This window comes from Alteromonas sp. G4i13 (genome assembly GCF_054960505.1).
On the sequence record NZ_JBHNYX010000017.1, the window covers coordinates 78,553 to 94,807 of the forward strand.

Consider the following 16,255-nt stretch of genomic DNA (forward strand, 5'->3'; position numbering starts at 1 on the left):
CGTAGGGGCGAGCCAGATAAACCGAAGGCACCATATTAAGGTGCCTTCTTTTTATGTGCTTAGCCTTGAACATTAACCAAAGTACGGCCAGAAATCTGCCCGTTTAAGATTGCGTCTATTTTTTCATTTACCGCATCAAGGGTCACTTCCTCGGTAAGGTCATCAAGGCAGTTTAGCTTCCATTCACTAGCAAGCTTGTCCCACAACCTCAATCTTGGAGGCATTGGGCATTGCACAGAGTCGATTCCAAGCAATGAAACGCCTCGCAAGATAAATGGAAATACACTCACGTTAAGATCTGCAGCAGCCGTAAGACCGCAGCACGTCACTGCGCCGCCATATTGCGTAGCTTTGATTGCCTGTGCTAGATACTCTCCGCCTACTGTATCAACGGCGCCAGCGAATTGCTCCTTAAGCATGGGGCGTTCTTTGTTTTCTAATAGTTCGTTGCGAGTTATCACTTTGCTTGCGCCAAGTGTCTTTAAAAATGACTCATGCTCTTTTTTTCCGGTGCATGCCACAACCGAAAAGCCAGCTTTGGCCAACAGGGCAACAGCGACAGAGCCCACGCCTCCTGTAGCGCCAGTGACTAGAATATCGCCTTTGTCAGGAGTCACGCCGTGTTCAACCAAGCCTTGTACCGATAGTCCTGCAGTAAAACCTGCGGTACCAATGATCATTGACTCTCTCAACGTAAGTCCATTTGGCTTAGCTACCGCCCATTCACTTGGAATTCTGATGTATTCGCCAAAGCCTCCAGCGGTATTCATGCCGAGGTCAAATCCGGTGACAATAACTTCGTCTCCTTCTTTAAAGCGATTGTCACCACACGATACCACTGTACCCGCGGCATCAATTCCTGGGGTATGAGGAAAGTTTCTGCTCACACCTGGATTGCCGGTGGCTGACAGTGCATCTTTGTAGTTAAGCGATGAATAATGCACCTTAATGAGTAGCGTGCCTTCAGGCAAGTCATCAAGTGAACGCTGCGTTACGTTGCGCGTGAAGGATTTATCTTCTTGCTTTTCTACAAGCAAAGCTTTAAACGATGTCATACCTGTCTCCGTTAGTCGAATGATTACGCTACCCATTGTGACGATATATAAACTTTGCGCAAGTATGCACTTTTTAGTAGGGTAGTACCCTAAAATATACTATTGGCGTGATGTAAACCCTTTGCTCGATTTAACAAAGACCACTGACATCAATGCTGACATTAATAATAATGCCTTTTACGTAGTGAATATGAACGTAATTACTCTAAGAGGGAGTAGTATGACCGCAACTTTGAACAGTGTAGTGGCAGAGGAAAGTGATGTGACATCAGACATTGACAATAACGCCGTCCTAAAAAGCCAGAAACAAGATAATGCGCCCAATGCTGCAGAAAATACGAACGACTCAAATCAATACATTTGTGGCGTAGCAGTATCCCTTGAGATAATAGGCGGTAAATGGAAAGGGGTTATTTTGTGGCACCTTTGCCATAAAACGCTACGTTTCAGTCAGTTGCGTAGACGATTGCAAGGCGTTACCCAAAAAATGCTTACACAGCAACTCAGAGAGTTAGAGCGTGATGGGTTGGTAAACAGGAAAGTGTATGCTGAAGTGCCCCCTCGTGTAGAGTATTCTCTTACCGATTTAGGCCGTACACTAGAGCCAACTTTACGTCAGCTATGTGACTGGGGTAGGGCGTATAACGACGACTACAGATAAAACACCAACACAAACTAATACGTCGTTTAGGTAAACGAGTACTGAGTTAATTCACAACAATACCAGTTTTTCTGGTGGGGCTTGTAATACTTAAATCGTAATGGCTAATCCAAGGTTTACGTGCCGCTAATGCGTTTAAGCGCATTGACGACACGTGTTAATTCCTGAATAGCTGAGCGCTAAGTAGCTAAACTATAGCTAAAGATTGCGCTTTAAGCAAGTAGCGTGTTGATTGACAATACGCTTTCTTCACCATTATCCACCGTATGAATAGTTGCATCCATTGTGCTGAAGTTCACGTTTAGTGACGCCGCATGGTTGCCGTTTTTCCACGAAAGCACGAATACGTTGTTGACGTAACTCACGTCAAATACACCGTTAAAAGCATCGCTTTCGTTTCTTAGCCTAATAAGCTGCATCAGGCCTTTAACCACTGGCTTCTCAACGGCTTCTTTTACCATGGCAGTAGACAAGTATGGGCGGTTGATGTCGCGGCCAACATTGGTTTTAGCAAGTAACGCCATGTCATTGTGCGCAGCAAGCAAGCCACCGTAATAAACTTGAGGGATACCCGGGCTAAAAAATTGAATGGCGCGTGCAACCAAATAAGCGAAGTCATCTTTACCTAACGCATCGTAATATGTGCAGTTTACCTGGTAAAGGTCTACATTATTTGCAGCGGCACCGGTGGCTTTTTTAGACTCGCCATTGGAATTTTCATGTATTTGGTCAACGAGCGAATTAATCGCATCTGCGGTAAGCAGGCCTGGTTTGTCACCATTCGCGCCCACGTCAACAATGCCGATGCCATCGTGAGTATCTAGCACGGTAAAGCAGTTACGTGGCGAAATTGAAAGCCAGTATGCCAATGCCTCTGCATTTTTAGTGAACAAGGTGTGTAGTACAAGCGGAGGTAAAGCGAAGTCGTAAACACTGTCGCAACGCGCAGCAATATCAATTTGAGTTTGATAGTGACTGTGTATTTCGACCAAACACTGCATGCCCATACCACGTGCGCGGTTTGATAATTCTTCGATAAATTCGAAGGTTTCTTCAAGCATAAAGCAGTTCGAACCTGCGCGTTTAATTGCATAGCCCGCCGCATCTAAGCGAATAAGATCAACATTACTTTCAGTAAACGACTGAAGAATAGAAGATAGGTAGTCTTTGCCTAACTGTGACTCCACATCAATATCAATTTGATTAGAGGTAAAAGTTGTCCAGAACGGCACGGTTTCAGGGTTACCAGTCTCTGTGCCCACCTCGTAATCGCTGAAAAAAGGTGTGGGTCGAGGGCGGAACACTTGTGCTATTTGTTCGTCAATTTGCGTTTGATCGTTGCCCTTAAAAATATCTTCCTTGGTTAAGAACAGCGGCCAATAACTCGATTCGCGCCCGTTTTTCAGCACGTCTTTGAACGCTTCACTTTGCCCCGACATATGGTTAACAATGAGGTCGGCCATGATATCTACCGATTCGCCAAGCTTTTTAACGTTGTCCCAATCGCCCAAGCGCTCATCGACCAAGGTATGATCGATAGGATCGAAACCCGCGTCTTCACCATCGTAAGGGTAGTAAAAAGGAAGGATGTGAACACCCGTAAACAGGCCACCTAACGGGCCCTGAAGTATGCTTGTTAGACTCTCGATGTTGCCATCGCCCAGTCGGTCTGCATAGGTGATTAGTTGAACGCCATTGCGTATAGACATGATAACTCTCCAAAATTCAGCATGCGCTTGCTCGTACTTCTCTTACGTATCGCGAGCACACATTACTACGAATTAAGCACTACCAGTCTGGCAGATTCAAAATTAACCATGTAACGGGTTTAGCTTAATTCTTAATCTTCTGCTATTGACTGACCAAATTTGGTTGAGACTCACAGAAAATCAAAATCTTAATCGATTAAGATAAAATAGCAGTAGAATAGAAATTTGTAAATGAGAAGTTTAAAAAATGGAACTGTCGAACGCTCATGCGGCGGTTTAAATTAGGCAAGTTCTAAGGCAGGGTAGCTCGTTCAAGGGCTGTTCAATAGTAGAAAATAGCGAACAGGGCATTTTTAAATACGAGTACGGACCGCTAGTCTGGAGACCTTGTGTCTGATGACTCATTATTCGCTAACTCGTCAAATTCTCGCTTTGCTTCTTTCCACTTAGCAAGCTTTTCGTAGTATACGTCCCAAATACATGGGCAACACGAACCTCCGCCGCAACAATCGTCTCTTAATGGTTTCTCTGGTTCTTCGGGTAGCGACTTCATAGCACTTATCCTCGACTTTCTTCCTTAAAAATATCTAAATCTCAGATAATATTTTCAAGGCTTAACAATATCCTCACGTCCAAACCTAATGTTTAAGCGCAGAGAATACAACTTTGCCTGTGTATGTTACTCCTTATGATACGCCTTTGCAGCTTGAAAGGTTACAAAGGCGTTTAACCTGTTTTCGTTAATAAGTGAAAGCTGACATCAACGCCATCATGCTAATGGTGTTACAACTTCATACCACCAGATGCCTCAATCCTTTGGCCGTTAATCCAATAACTATCGTTACTTAATAGCGCTGCAATAACACCACCTATATCTTCGGGTTGGCCAACGCGGCCCAAAGCGGTCTGAGAGGCTATAGCATTATTGACTTCGCTGTTATCGCGAACATAGCCACCGCTAAAGTCAGTCTCAATGGCACCTGGAGCCAGGGTGTTTACTCTAATTTTACGGGCTCCTAACTCTGCAGCCAGGTAACGACTCATTACCTCTATGGCTCCTTTAGCCATACCGTAGGCGCTGTATCCCGGGAAGCAGAATCTTGCCAAACCAGAGGAAATATTCAGTATTGCTCCGCCATCCTCAATAATAGGTAACAGTGTTTGGGTTAAAAAATAAGGTCCCTTCACATGCATATCAAATAGCGTATCGAACTGTTTTATACTTGTTTCTGTAAAAGAAGCATTTAGACCAACGCCGGCGTTATTTACCAGATAGGTAATAGCCTGTTTGCCAAATTGATTTTTCAGGACGTCTTTAAGCGTAACTAGAAATTCCGGGAACGAATAATGCGAGGCGGCGGTGTTAAGGGGCAGGGCACAGGCTTTTCTTCCAATGCTCTGAATCTCTTTAACAACCTCATCGGCTGCTGCTTCATTAGTGTTATACGTGATAACAACGTCTATCCCTTTTTTCGCCAGTGCTAATGCGCCAGCGCGCCCAAGACCTCGACTTCCACCTGTTATTAATGCAATCGCCATTGTTATCTCTCTTTGTTGATTAATTCGTAGACGATTATATTGACTAAAATTGGTATGAAAAACCTACCTAAAGCGATAACATTGTTCTTATTTGGTGAACAATAGGCGAAAGATGGACAGGTTCGATATGCTTACACGGTTTGTAGAAACCGCGAGATTGGGAAGCTTCAGTGCGGCGGCTGCACTTCTAGGTTTACCGAAATCGAGTATTTCTCAAGCGGTAACAAGTCTCGAAAAGCAGTTGGGCACACGCCTTTTTAACCGAAGCACGCGAAGCGTTTCTCTCACCTCTGATGGAGAAACGTTTTTGCCGCAAAGTATTGCCTTATTGAGTGAATGGGACGCCTTACAATCACAGTTCTTAACCTCAGCAGACAGCGTAAGTGGCGAGCTTCGTATCGATATGCCAAGCCGATTTGCAACCAATATTCTGCTTCCCATTTTAGGTGAGTTTATCTCTACTTACCCCAAGATTACGTTGCGAGTAAGCAGTGTCGATCGCAAAGTTGACCTTATTAAAGAAGGGTTTGACTGTGTGATTAGGGTTGGTGCATTAGCGGATAGCAGTTTGGTTGCCCGTCGCCTTTTAACTTATCCAATTTATAACTGTGTAAGTCCTGATTATGCGACGAAGTGGGGCATACCGCAGTCGCTGGAAGATTTAGCTAATCACAAGCTTATTGATTATTCCCATACCCTAAGCCACAAAACACCAGAATTTGAATTTATGAAAGGCGGAGAACTCCATGGCGTCGAAATGCAAAGCTTGTTAAGTGTTAACAGTACCCAGGCCTATTTCGCTGCGTGCGCAAGTGGATTAGGTATTGCGCAAATCCCAAGTGTGGGGGTTGAGTCAGAGCTGAAAGAAGCAAAACTAATTCGTGTGCTTCCTGAATTCGAGGCCCAGGCGATGCCGGTAAATCTCCTGTACCCCTCTAGAAGACAAATGCCACTTCGGTTAAAAGTATTTTCGGAATGGTTAGTTGATAAATTACGTGAAAACAAAAAGCCCTGTTGAATTACAGGGCTTTGGATGTTGTGTCGTGTTAGCTAGCTAAATACTAGCTCAATGAGCATTAATCAGCTGGAAGCTCTTCCGACGCTTTATTACCATTTAGGTTTTCTGGTGCTGCCACAATAGGTTTAGGTTTTACTGCATTGGCCTTGGTCAGTATGTCGCTGTTGCCTGTTACCAAATCATCTAATGTGCCTTTTTCCGCATCGACCAAGCCCACTTCACGCAACATAGAGTCTACCAGTGGGGCGTTAGCACGATAGCTTAGTGCGGCTTGCGTTACTTGTTCAGCTAAACCACTTCCAGCAGTAGCAACGGTGTGATCGCCTTTCACGCCACTGCCTTGGCCGTAGCCTTGAAGAATTTTAATACCTTCTATGTTTTCAAGTGGCTTAACGGCATGTGCCACAAGCTCAGGCAATATTTTGAGCATGGCAAGGGCTTTTTGCAGCTCGATTTGCTCGGTCTTAAGCGTATTTTCAGCCTCATAAAGCGCTTGTTTACCTTGTGCTTCAACAGCAAGCACTTTCTCATCAGCTTCAGCTTGAAGCATTTTTGCATCGGCAGCGGCCTTCGCTTCGGTAAGAATGGCGGCAGCAGAGTTTTCAGCTGCTTCTTTCTTAGCTTGTGCTTCTACGGTAATGCCCACAGCCTCACGCTCTGCCTCTTTACGCGCGTCTATAACTTCAATTTGTTTCTTACGCTCAGCTTCTGCCACCATTTTCGCTGTGGTTACTGCTTCCACTTTTTCTACTTTAGCCTTTTCCGCTTCAGCAGCTTTAGCACGTGCGGCCGACTCTTCCTCAGATTTTGTCGCAACGGCAATTTGTTTAATTTGCTCAGAAACCTCAACTTCTTGCTGCTGACGAATGCGCGCTTGCTCTAGTGCCTGACGCTTAGCAATTTCTTGGGTTTCAATTTCCCGTGATTTTTCAATTTCCGCAGCCTCGATAGCACGGTTTTTAGCAATCTCTGCTTCGCGCTCTTCCCGTTCTTTCATTTCGCGCTGCTTAGCAATTTCTGCTTTTTGTTCCTGACGTTTAAAGGCAAGAATTTGCTCTTGGGCTAAGCGAGCTTCTTCTTCATCTCGTTTCACTTCTAGCGATTGTTTCTCAGCAGCCAAATTACGCTGTTCAATGAAAATGCGGTTTTCTTGTTGAATATCGTTGGTTTCCTTGCGCTTTTCTTCAATGATCTTCGTTAAGCGTGCACGTCCCTCCGCATCGAAAGCGTTGTTTTCATTGAAAAACTGTAGGTCGGTTTGGTCAAAACCAGTCAAGCTCACCGATTCTAACTCAAGACCGTTCTTTTCAAGGTCGTTAGCCACGCTTTGCTGAACTTTTTGTACAAAGTCAGCACGCTGCTCATGCATTTCGGTCATGCTCATTTCAGCAGCTACCGCACGTAGTACGTCAACAAACTTAGACTCCATTAGCTTTTTAACTTCTTCAGCGCGAGTGGTGCGCGTTCCTAGCGTTTGCGCAGCCATTGATATGCCATTGGCATTGGGGGCCACGCGTAAATAGAAGTCTGCCTTAACATCAACACGCATGCGATCTTTGGTAATAAGCGCGTCTTTTTGAATTTTTTCCACTTCTATACGAAGGGTGTTCATATTTACTGGAATTATTTCGTGAACGACAGGAAGCACGATAGCGCCACCGTCCTTAATGACTTTTTCACCGCCTAAACCGGTTCTTACGAACGCAGTTTCTTTCGTCGCGCGGGTGTAAAGTTTGGCAAAAATAAGGCCAATAACGATAAGCCCTACAACAATAGCACCGGCAATAAAGAGTATTGACGGCAAGCTAGATGGTTGAATTGTATCCATACTTTTATCTCTTTTAAGTTATAGGTAGCGGGTTGCTAACCAGCTGTGTTGTTTTTTCTGAACTAAAATGACGCGCTCTCCCTGTGCGAACAACTCTTCATCTTCGAAAGGTTCTACTAACACAAAATGAGGCTGTGAATAATGGTCGGTGAACTTTGCTTCAGCTGGGTTGCCTCGGCTTGCTTTTCCAATCGTGATTTCGGCCACAGACCCAATGAAGTCATCGCTGTTAACCGCGCTAGACTCTACACTAGGCAGTAAGCCTGAAATTACCTTTACGGTTTTAGCTGTTACGAACGCACCAATAACAAATGCAAGGGGAACGGACAGGAAAGCTGGCAAGATATAGCCGAGTGCACTCGCTGTTAAGCCGTTAACCATCAAGCCAACTAAACCGAATAGAGTAAGAAGTACTACCAGGTAAATAAGAAAGGGAACTTTATTGATATTAAGCCAGTTGGCAAACGAGGTATTAAGAAACCCATTGCCATCAAACTCTGCAAAATCATCGCCTAACCCCAACAGGCTTATACCAAAAATAGTGCTAACAAGTTCTAGTATGAAAATAAAGAAAACGGCTATAAGCGAAATGCTAAACCAGAAGTTTGTAGGGGAAAGAAGAACATCTGTCATTTACACCATCCATGATGACTAACTCGCTTTTGTTCTTTATACCACAGAACAAAAATTAAGCCAGCGTCTGACACATGTACATTCGGCTAGTTTGTAACAAAACCTTTTCCTAGTGAATAAATGGCCGTACTGCAGGCACAGCCATTTAGAAAGAGGCTTTTAAGGTTTAGTGTGAGTGACCTTCACCGATACTGTGACCATGCTCATCGTAGTAGCCACTGGCTCCTGCTTCAATAAAGCCTTGGGTAACCATTTTGGTTAAAAAAGGATCGGTGTGGTCATCGCCAATATCAGCGTAATCTGTACTTTGATAGTTTTGTCTTTTTGTAAAGAAGTCTTTCGTATTCTTATTGAAATCGACGGTTTTGAGTTTCCACTCTCTTACATACCCACTTTTATCAACGCTAAAAGATTCTATTAATTTTAGATGGGGAAGCCATGCCAATTTAAAGTGGCCCTGACTGTTATCTAGTGAATAGTATTCCACTGTATTACAGCCTTTACCGCCTACTGTATCTAGGGTCATGACATCAATAAGTTTGTCGCTAATAAGTTGGTAGCGGTATGAAAAGTCCGACTCTTTTTTTCCGTGAATGGTTTCACCAGGCTGGTATTCAATAGCGCGCTGATGAGCATCGAAAAAGCGAGTAGGTTTTATAAATTTGTTTCTAACAAGCGTCCATGACTCAGTAATATTGGTTGCAGGGTATTCATGTGCAACCTTGTTGCCGTTTCGCCACAAATGAAGGGATGTAGTTCGTGAGGTTTTTGATGGGCTTGTCGTGCTTATTTCATAATTAGCAAATAGGCTGCCACTGTCTTTCTTACACGTCTGCTCACTAGATACGTTAACTACCGACGAAGACTCAGCGACTTGAGCTAAGCTACACGTACTCGCACTTGTAAAAAAAATCAGCGCAAATGCATTGAATAATTTCATTCATTTATCCTACCGAGAATGATGTTATTAACTGAAGCGGAAAGGCGACCAAAGGCCGCCTTTGCATTACTTTTTTAAAATTTATTCCATTGCATTTTCTGCTTGAGATACAAAGTCTCCAGCAAAATCGATAACGTGGAATATAACGCTTTGCTCGTTAGTGCCGTTTACAAGGAAAGCGCCAGGGCCTTTGGCGTAAATGCCTACATCTTCACCTGAGTGTGTTTCCGACCCTAATGGGATTAAAGCTTCTTGGTGATAGCCTGGTGTTGTAGTATCGACATCAGTGATATCTTTACGACCTGTATCAGGGCCTTCTAAATAAGATGCATCTGAGTTAGTGACGTCTCCCAGATTTCTAAAGCCTAAACCATTGGTATAGCCAAGCGTGGTGTATGGGGTACCGTCAGCGGCTGTAGCGGCTTCATCTGAACCCACGTTTACCACTTTGCCCAAAATGGGGTTGCCGCGCTTAGGATAACCAGCAATGGTAAAGACGTGACCGTGGTCGGCGGTTACGATAATGAGAGTTTCTTCGTCATCAGTAAGCTTGTCAGCAGTATCAACAGCTTCAGCAAAAGCGATAGTGTCGTAAAGTGCACCGTAAGCATTACCTGCGTGGTGAGCGTGGTCGATACGACCGGATTCAACCATCAGGAAGAAACCTTCTTCATTGTTATCTAGCACTTTAATGGCTGCACTAGTCATTTCAGCGATAGATGGTTCACCGGCGATGTCGTTGCCGCGGTCGGCTTCGTATTGCATGTGTGATTCGTTAAAAAGTGCAAAGACTCTTTCAGTGGTTTCAGTATCTAGTCCGTCGAATCCAGACTTATCATAGATATAAACGCCGTTTTCGTACATGGCTTGCCACTCGGCCGTTAAATCACGTCCATCTGTACGATCACCTTCTACACTGCTTGCAGCGTCTGGGCTGTTAAATGCTTCGTCACGCGGTAAGAAGTGACGGCGTCCGCCACCCATCACAACTTCAAGGCCATCAACGTCTAATCCTTCAAAGTTCGCTTCCAAGTTAGCTTCGAAATTAACTAGCTGCTCGGCAATGTCAGAACAACCTGCAGTAATTGCATCTTCTGGCATATCTGAAATGTCTTCCCAGTTGCGATCCGCTGATTTTGCATAGGTTGCCGCCGGCGTGGCGTGTGTAATGCGGGCAGTAGAAATGATGCCTGTCGATTTTCCTGCAATTTCAGCAAGCTCAAGTGCCGTAACCAATTCGTTACCCACAACCGTAGAGCAATCACCGCGCTCAATATCTTCGTCTACGCCAATAACACCAACGTCAGTTTTTATGCCGCTCATCATTGCGGTCATGGTACCTGCAGAATCAGGTGTTTGGGCATCAACGTTATAAGTTTTTGAAAGCCCAGAGAATGGGAATTTGTCAAAGCTAAGCTGGTTTTCTTCGCCCGCTAGGCCGTTCATCTGGCCATCTAGAATACGCGCCGCTGTAACGGTAGAAACGCCCATGCCGTCACCGACAAACAAGATAATGTTTTTCGCTTTACCGCGCAGGTTCGCTACCATGGCTTTCAACTCTTCTTGCGAATTTACAGTCGCAGTAAAAGACGCGCGCGATGATGCTGTACTTTCTCCCGATGTTGCGTTCATCCAAACCGCTTTATTGTTTTCTACTTCGCTTTTAGCAGCCACAAACCACTCGTTATTGAGGCTAGTTAGTAGTTCGCTATTGCTTACGCTGTTTACACCAGGAACACAAACATAGCTGGTAGAAGTGATTTCAGAATCACCAAGCGTGCCGTCGGCATCCGCGTCTAAGCCAGAGTCGATGCGAATACCTGAGTTAGGGCAGTTAGCATCGCCAACCGCTAATTCTGTTTGTACGGTAAGGCTTGTTAAACCGTTTTGACCATTAGAGCCATCAGCACCAGGTGCGCCATCGCTACCATCGTCGCCCTCTAAGCTACACGCTGAAAGACCTGCTACTGCTACCGCAATTATACTTAATTTAAAAAGGTTCATATTCTTATCTCTACTTACTCGTTTACAAGGCCAAGCGCTTGATTAATCAAGTGGAAAACAACGTTCTGCTCTATTACGCCTTGCGCAAGCTGGCTTCCAGGCCCTGTTGCATGTAGCGCAATGTCTTCGCCAGAGTGTGTTTCTGAACTCAATGGAATAAGTGCTTCTTGGTGATAACCAGGCGTTGTTGTGTCGATATTGGTAATATCAACGCGGCCTGCTGCGTTTTCCAGTGCGTACGTGGCATCAGAATTCGTTTCATCACCTAGGTTGCGAAAACCTAGACCGTTGGTGTAACCGAGTGTGGTGTAAGGAGTGCCATCAGACGCTGTTGCAGGTTCGTCTGACCCCACGTTAACCACTTTGCCTAGAATAGGATTACCGCGCTTCGGGTAGCCTGCAATTGTGAACACATGTCCGTGATCAGCAGTAACGAGGATTAATGTTTCAGAAGGATCGGTATTTTCAACCGCAGTCATTACTGCTTTTTCAAATGCTAGAGTGTCAGTAAGTGCACCCGCCGCGTTACCCGCATGGTGAGCGTGGTCAATGCGGCCTGATTCAACCATTAAGAAAAAGCCGTTCTCGTTGTTATTAAGAATATTGATTGCCGTTTCTGTCATCTCTGCAACGGATGGTTCGCCAGCGATGTCATTTCCGCGGTCTGCTTCGTATTGCATATGCGACTCGTTGAAAAGGCCGAATACACGCTCAACGCTTTCAGTGTCTATCGCGTCAAAACCTGCTTGGTCATAAACGTATACACCATTTTCGTACATGGTCTGCCATTCTGCCGTAAGGTCGCGTCCGTCGGTTCTATCGCCCTCAACGTCACTAACTGCATCTGGGCTATTGAATGCAGCATCTTTTGGCAAGAAATGACGGCGACCACCGCCCATAGCGACATCAATGCCGTCAACATCAACACCGGTGTAGCGAGCTTCTAAATAAGTTTCAAAATTGACGAGCTGGTCAGCAATGTCACTACAGCCAGCAGTTAAAGCGGCTGCTGGCATATCAGAAATATCTTCCCAGTTGCGGTCAGCAGACTTGGCGTAAGTTGCCGCGGGAGTCGCATGGGTGATGCGAGCAGTAGAAATAATACCTGTAGACAAGCCTTTTACTTCAGCAAGCTCCAGCGCGGTAATAACTTCGTTGCCTGCAACCGTTGAGCAATCACCGCGCTCAATATCTTCGTCAACACCAATCACACCCACGTCAGTTTTAAGACCCGACATCATTGCGGTCATGGTGCCTGCTGAATCTGGGGTTTGAGCGTCTACATTGTAGGTTTTAACTAGGGCCGTATGAGGAAAGCTTTCGAAACTCAAATAACCTTCTTCACCAGGGTTACCTGCCAGTTGGCCTTTGTGAATTCTTGCCGAGGTGAGCGTTGAAATACCCATACCATCGCCCACAAACAAAATAACATTCTTTGCTTTGAACTGATTGTTGGTTTGTAGCTTTGTAGTTAGTTTGGTTTGGGCATCAGTAAACCAAGCGCTGTTAGTTTGGTGCTCGGGTAACACAGCCGCTTGAAGACTAGCAGAAACCGCTAGAGCAACTGCGGTGCATGCCACTTTCCAGTTACGATTCATGATTTTTTCCTAAACGTATTGTTTGTATTGGTTGTGGTGTTGTCTAGACATCTCATCACTGCCCATCATCATTTCTTGCATGGAGAGTGAATCGTTAAATCACAGAGAGCGTATGGAGAGAAGGTGACAATTCTTTGACATTTATATTGCTAAACTGTCACAAATGTCACAAAACTGTATTGCCGAGGCGTTTTGCGGCCGATTGAAGATTGATAAAGCTTACGTTTTATAGTGAGTCAGGGGTAAGGAAGTGCACACATTGAAACTTTTTTAACAGTAATAAAAAATTGGTAGGACCACTTGTAAGTGTCAGATTTTCTTACTTAAAGTTGTGATGTTGTAACATAGCTTCTGAGGGGGTGACCTTTAAAACACTACCTTGATCATACCAGTCGCCTAGTACAATACGAGTTGCAGGCTTGCCGTTTGCTGTAAGGCTATGAATGTTGGGTCTGTGTGTGTGGCCATGTATCATGCGCTGCACGCCCCATTTTTCCATGACTTTCACCACTTCTTCAGGCGTGACATCCATAATATCTGGCTTAAGATTTTGCTGCTTAGCCTTACTTTCCTTGCGACCGTTATCGGCAACACGCTGTCGATACCATAAAGGAAGCGCAAGCATTAAACGTGGCCACCACCAACCGCGGGATTTCTTGCGAAACTTTTGATAGGCAACATCGCGAGTGCATAGTTCGTCACCATGAGTAAGCAGGGTTGGTGTGCCGTATAAGTCTACAACTTCTTGTTCGTTTAATAACGTCATGCCGGCTTTTGATAGCCACTTTTCACGTATGGCGAAATCGCGATTACCGTGAATGAAGTATATAGGGCAATGCTGACTCACTGCCTTGAATGCTGATGCTATGGCAGTGTTAAATGGAGTAACGTTGTCGTCGCCAATCCAAACTTCAAACAAGTCACCAAGAACGTAAAGTGCATCAGCATTAATCGCGTCTTCTTTTAAAAAGCGCATTAAGCATTCTGTAATGTCAGGGCGGTCGGCACTTAGGTGCAAGTCGGCAATGAAGTAGGTGAACGACATAAATCTTCTTATTGTGGTTTAAAAAGCCGCGTTAAAGTAACGCGGCTTGTTCTTAACCCAAGGCCTTGAGTATGTCTTGAAAATCATATTGGCCAAGGCGTTATTGAGACAGCTATTTAAGAAATAATCGCCTTTTCAATGATAACAGGCTCAACAGGAACATCTTGGTGATAGCCGCTGTTACCGGTTTTAACCGCTTTAATTTTTTCAACAACATCCATACCCTCAGTTACTTTACCGAATGCACAGTAGCCCCAACCATTGACAGACTTGCTAGAGTGGTTAAGGAAGTCGTTGTTATTTACATTAATAAAAAACTGAGCCGTCGCAGAGTGTGGATCTTGGGTACGTGCCATCGCGATTGTACCCACTTCGTTTGCTACGCCGTTGTCCGCTTCGTTTTCAATAGGGTCTTTTGTGTCTTTCTGATCCATATCTGGCGTAAAACCACCACCTTGGATCATAAAGTTGTTGATTACACGGTGAAAAATAGTGTTATCAAAAAAACCGTTTTCAACGTAAGAAATGAAGTTAGCTACCGTTTTAGGTGCTTTATCTTCAAAAAGCTCTAGGGTGATGTCACCGAAATTTGTTTTTAACGTAACCATTGTGGTTTGTCCTGTGTGTTAGCATACATATAAAGTAGCGGCATTTTAGCGTAAAACGAGTCGTTAGCGCAAAGAGACAGTTATCGCAAAACCCAGCCATATCATTGCAAAAGGCCTGTACCATTTAAATCGTGACAGTGCTAAACTTTGCGGCCGAAAAATTATGACAAATAGGAAATATAGACATGCTACATCTTTACAACACCCGAACCCGTGAAAAAGCGAAGTTTGTACCGCTTCAAGAAGGGAAAGTGGGTTTGTATGTTTGTGGTATTACCGTTTATGACCTAAGTCATATGGGTCATGCCCGTACTTACCTGAGTTTCGATGTCTTAGTACGCTACATGCGCCACCTTGGTTTAGATGTGAAGTACGTGCGCAATATCACCGATATCGACGATAAGATTATTGCTCGCGCCAATGAAAATGGCGAAAGCTTTGAGGCGCTAACTGCACGCACTATTGCCATGATGCACGAAGACTTTGCGGCGATTAACTTACTAGAGCCAGACGTCGAGCCGACAGTAAGTGGACATATGGATGAGATCATTGAAATTATCCAGCGACTAATGGACAAAGGCTACGCCTATCAAGCCAAAAGCGGCGATGTACTATTCGACGTAAGCAAGTACGAAGATTATGGCAAGTTAAGCAAACAAGACTTAGATCAGCTTAAAGCGGGTGCTCGTGTTGAAGTGGCGGCAGGAAAAGACGACCCGCTAGACTTCGTACTGTGGAAAACCACCAAGCCTGGTGAGCCGGCATGGCAATCGCCATGGGGCGAGGGACGTCCGGGATGGCACATTGAATGTTCTGCAATGAATCATAAGCATCTTGGTGCGCACTTTGATATTCACGGCGGTGGCTCAGATTTAACGTTCCCACATCACGAAAACGAAGTGGCTCAGTCGTGCTGTGCGTATGACACACCTTACGTAAACGTGTGGATGCACGCGGGTATGGTACAGGTTAATGACGAAAAAATGTCTAAGTCATTGGGTAACTTTTTTACCTTGCGCGATGTGCTTAAAGAGCACGACTCAGAAACATTGCGTTTCTTCCTGATGTCGGCGCATTACCGTAGCCAGTTAAGTTACTCTCAAGACAATATTACTCAAGCGAAGGCCGCCCTAGAGCGTTTGTATACAGCCCTTCGTGGTGTCGAAGTAGATGAAAGCACTGATCTGAGCTACGGTGGCTATCTGAAGCGTTTCGAAGCAGCAATGAACGACGACTTAAACGTACCTGAAGCCTTTTCGGTGTTGTTCGATGTGGCACGTGAGCTTAACCGCCAAAAAGATAACGTAGAAGAAGCAGGTAAACTGGCTGCTGTTCTTAAAGGCCTAGGCGCAATTTTGGGTACGCTTCAAAGTGATCCAGACACCTTCTTGAAAGGCGGTGAAGGCAATGACGATGAAGCGGCAGAGATTGAAGCGTTAATTAAACAGCGTAACGATGCCCGTGCCTCCAAAGACTGGGCAGCGGCAGATGCCGCACGCGACGCGTTAAACGCAAAAGGCGTAGTGTTAGAAGACGGCCCAAGCGGTACTACGTGGCGTAAAGCGTAATTAGCAGCCCATACTTTTTAACAGAATGAAGGCCCGCATTTGCGGGCTT

14 protein-coding genes are annotated in these 16,255 nt (G+C 44.9%); 3 read left to right on the plus strand and 11 right to left on the minus strand.

The genetic code is table 11. The features are described from left to right. Nucleotides 1-59: 59 nt before the first annotated feature. A complete protein-coding gene (locus ACFI6J_RS10455) occupies nucleotides 60-1,055 on the minus strand; it encodes a YhdH/YhfP family quinone oxidoreductase (RefSeq protein WP_282763477.1) in 996 nt (331 codons plus the stop codon). A gap of 220 nt (nucleotides 1,056-1,275) precedes the next feature. Here ACFI6J_RS10455 and ACFI6J_RS10460 point away from each other — a divergent pair, with 220 nt between their 5' ends. Continuing rightward, nucleotides 1,276-1,716 carry a winged helix-turn-helix transcriptional regulator gene (locus tag ACFI6J_RS10460; RefSeq protein ID WP_275444371.1) on the plus strand — a complete coding sequence of 147 codons (441 nt, stop codon included), beginning with the start codon at nucleotides 1,276-1,278 and terminating at the stop codon, nucleotides 1,714-1,716. A gap of 212 nt (nucleotides 1,717-1,928) precedes the next feature. Here the strand turns inward: ACFI6J_RS10460 and gtfA are convergent, their stop codons facing one another. From gtfA to ACFI6J_RS10475, 3 genes are all read right to left on the minus strand, one after another. Continuing rightward, nucleotides 1,929-3,425 carry a sucrose phosphorylase gene (gene gtfA / locus ACFI6J_RS10465; RefSeq protein WP_462556509.1) on the minus strand — a complete coding sequence of 499 codons (1,497 nt, stop codon included), beginning with the start codon at nucleotides 3,423-3,425 and terminating at the stop codon, nucleotides 1,929-1,931. 373 nt (nucleotides 3,426-3,798) lie between these two features. Beyond that, on the minus strand, nucleotides 3,799-3,978 hold the full coding sequence (locus ACFI6J_RS10470) for an oxidoreductase-like domain-containing protein (protein ID WP_014949928.1): 180 nt from the start codon (nucleotides 3,976-3,978) through the stop codon (nucleotides 3,799-3,801). Nucleotides 3,979-4,208: 230 nt separating this feature from the next. Next, a complete protein-coding gene (locus tag ACFI6J_RS10475; RefSeq protein WP_423083759.1) occupies nucleotides 4,209-4,964 on the minus strand; it encodes an SDR family NAD(P)-dependent oxidoreductase in 756 nt (251 codons plus the stop codon). Between the two features lie 112 nt (nucleotides 4,965-5,076). On the opposite strand from ACFI6J_RS10475, the gene ACFI6J_RS10480 reads away from it, so the two are divergent. Then, nucleotides 5,077-5,982: a LysR family transcriptional regulator gene (locus ACFI6J_RS10480; RefSeq protein ID WP_462556504.1), complete on the plus strand. Its 906-nt coding sequence runs from the start codon at nucleotides 5,077-5,079 to the stop codon at nucleotides 5,980-5,982. Nucleotides 5,983-6,040: 58 nt separating this feature from the next. Here the strand turns inward: ACFI6J_RS10480 and ACFI6J_RS10485 are convergent, their stop codons facing one another. The 7 genes from ACFI6J_RS10485 to ACFI6J_RS10515 form a co-directional block, all read right to left on the minus strand. Next, nucleotides 6,041-7,810, minus strand: a complete 1,770-nt coding sequence (locus tag ACFI6J_RS10485; RefSeq protein WP_039236487.1) for a flotillin family protein — start codon at nucleotides 7,808-7,810, stop codon at nucleotides 6,041-6,043. A gap of 18 nt (nucleotides 7,811-7,828) precedes the next feature. Continuing rightward, nucleotides 7,829-8,443 carry an OB-fold-containig protein gene (locus ACFI6J_RS10490; protein WP_342313576.1) on the minus strand — a complete coding sequence of 205 codons (615 nt, stop codon included), beginning with the start codon at nucleotides 8,441-8,443 and terminating at the stop codon, nucleotides 7,829-7,831. Nucleotides 8,444-8,609: 166 nt separating this feature from the next. Further along, nucleotides 8,610-9,383, minus strand: a complete 774-nt coding sequence (locus ACFI6J_RS10495) for a hypothetical protein (protein WP_272972433.1) — start codon at nucleotides 9,381-9,383, stop codon at nucleotides 8,610-8,612. An 81-nt stretch (nucleotides 9,384-9,464) separates the two neighbouring features. Next, on the minus strand, nucleotides 9,465-11,387 hold the full coding sequence (locus tag ACFI6J_RS10500) for an alkaline phosphatase (RefSeq protein WP_278346828.1): 1,923 nt from the start codon (nucleotides 11,385-11,387) through the stop codon (nucleotides 9,465-9,467). 14 nt (nucleotides 11,388-11,401) lie between these two features. Further along, complete coding sequence (locus tag ACFI6J_RS10505) at nucleotides 11,402-12,985, minus strand: alkaline phosphatase (protein WP_278346827.1); 1,584 nt, start codon at nucleotides 12,983-12,985, stop codon at nucleotides 11,402-11,404. A gap of 319 nt (nucleotides 12,986-13,304) precedes the next feature. Then, nucleotides 13,305-14,030 carry a UDP-2,3-diacylglucosamine diphosphatase gene (gene lpxH, locus ACFI6J_RS10510; protein WP_202943028.1) on the minus strand — a complete coding sequence of 242 codons (726 nt, stop codon included), beginning with the start codon at nucleotides 14,028-14,030 and terminating at the stop codon, nucleotides 13,305-13,307. 116 nt (nucleotides 14,031-14,146) lie between these two features. Then, nucleotides 14,147-14,638, minus strand: a complete 492-nt coding sequence (locus ACFI6J_RS10515; RefSeq protein ID WP_278346826.1) for a peptidylprolyl isomerase — start codon at nucleotides 14,636-14,638, stop codon at nucleotides 14,147-14,149. Between the two features lie 185 nt (nucleotides 14,639-14,823). On the opposite strand from ACFI6J_RS10515, the gene cysS reads away from it, so the two are divergent. After that, the gene (cysS, locus tag ACFI6J_RS10520) at nucleotides 14,824-16,206 is read left to right on the plus strand and encodes a cysteine--tRNA ligase (protein WP_282762222.1); all 1,383 of its coding nucleotides are present in this window, start codon (nucleotides 14,824-14,826) and stop codon (nucleotides 16,204-16,206) included. Nucleotides 16,207-16,255: the final 49 nt, after the last annotated feature.

What these genes read in the sequence shown, in the direction of transcription:
- ACFI6J_RS10495 (WP_272972433.1), bottom strand. Translation starts at nt 9,383, where the DNA reads ATGAAATTATTCAATGCATTTGCGCTGATTTTTTTTACAAGTGCGAGT.
- ACFI6J_RS10500 (WP_278346828.1), bottom strand. Translation starts at nt 11,387, where the DNA reads ATGAACCTTTTTAAATTAAGTATAATTGCGGTAGCAGTAGCAGGTCTT.
- ACFI6J_RS10455 (WP_282763477.1), bottom strand. Translation starts at nt 1,055, where the DNA reads ATGACATCGTTTAAAGCTTTGCTTGTAGAAAAGCAAGAAGATAAATCC.
- ACFI6J_RS10515 (WP_278346826.1), bottom strand. Translation starts at nt 14,638, where the DNA reads ATGGTTACGTTAAAAACAAATTTCGGTGACATCACCCTAGAGCTTTTT.
- ACFI6J_RS10470 (WP_014949928.1), bottom strand. Translation starts at nt 3,978, where the DNA reads ATGAAGTCGCTACCCGAAGAACCAGAGAAACCATTAAGAGACGATTGT.
- ACFI6J_RS10490 (WP_342313576.1), bottom strand. Translation starts at nt 8,443, where the DNA reads ATGACAGATGTTCTTCTTTCCCCTACAAACTTCTGGTTTAGCATTTCG.
- cysS (WP_282762222.1), top strand. Translation starts at nt 14,824, where the DNA reads ATGCTACATCTTTACAACACCCGAACCCGTGAAAAAGCGAAGTTTGTA.
- lpxH (WP_202943028.1), bottom strand. Translation starts at nt 14,030, where the DNA reads ATGTCGTTCACCTACTTCATTGCCGACTTGCACCTAAGTGCCGACCGC.
- ACFI6J_RS10485 (WP_039236487.1), bottom strand. Translation starts at nt 7,810, where the DNA reads ATGGATACAATTCAACCATCTAGCTTGCCGTCAATACTCTTTATTGCC.
- ACFI6J_RS10475 (WP_423083759.1), bottom strand. Translation starts at nt 4,964, where the DNA reads ATGGCGATTGCATTAATAACAGGTGGAAGTCGAGGTCTTGGGCGCGCT.
- gtfA (WP_462556509.1), bottom strand. Translation starts at nt 3,425, where the DNA reads ATGTCTATACGCAATGGCGTTCAACTAATCACCTATGCAGACCGACTG.
- ACFI6J_RS10505 (WP_278346827.1), bottom strand. Translation starts at nt 12,985, where the DNA reads ATGAATCGTAACTGGAAAGTGGCATGCACCGCAGTTGCTCTAGCGGTT.
- ACFI6J_RS10460 (WP_275444371.1), top strand. Translation starts at nt 1,276, where the DNA reads ATGACCGCAACTTTGAACAGTGTAGTGGCAGAGGAAAGTGATGTGACA.
- ACFI6J_RS10480 (WP_462556504.1), top strand. Translation starts at nt 5,077, where the DNA reads ATGGACAGGTTCGATATGCTTACACGGTTTGTAGAAACCGCGAGATTG.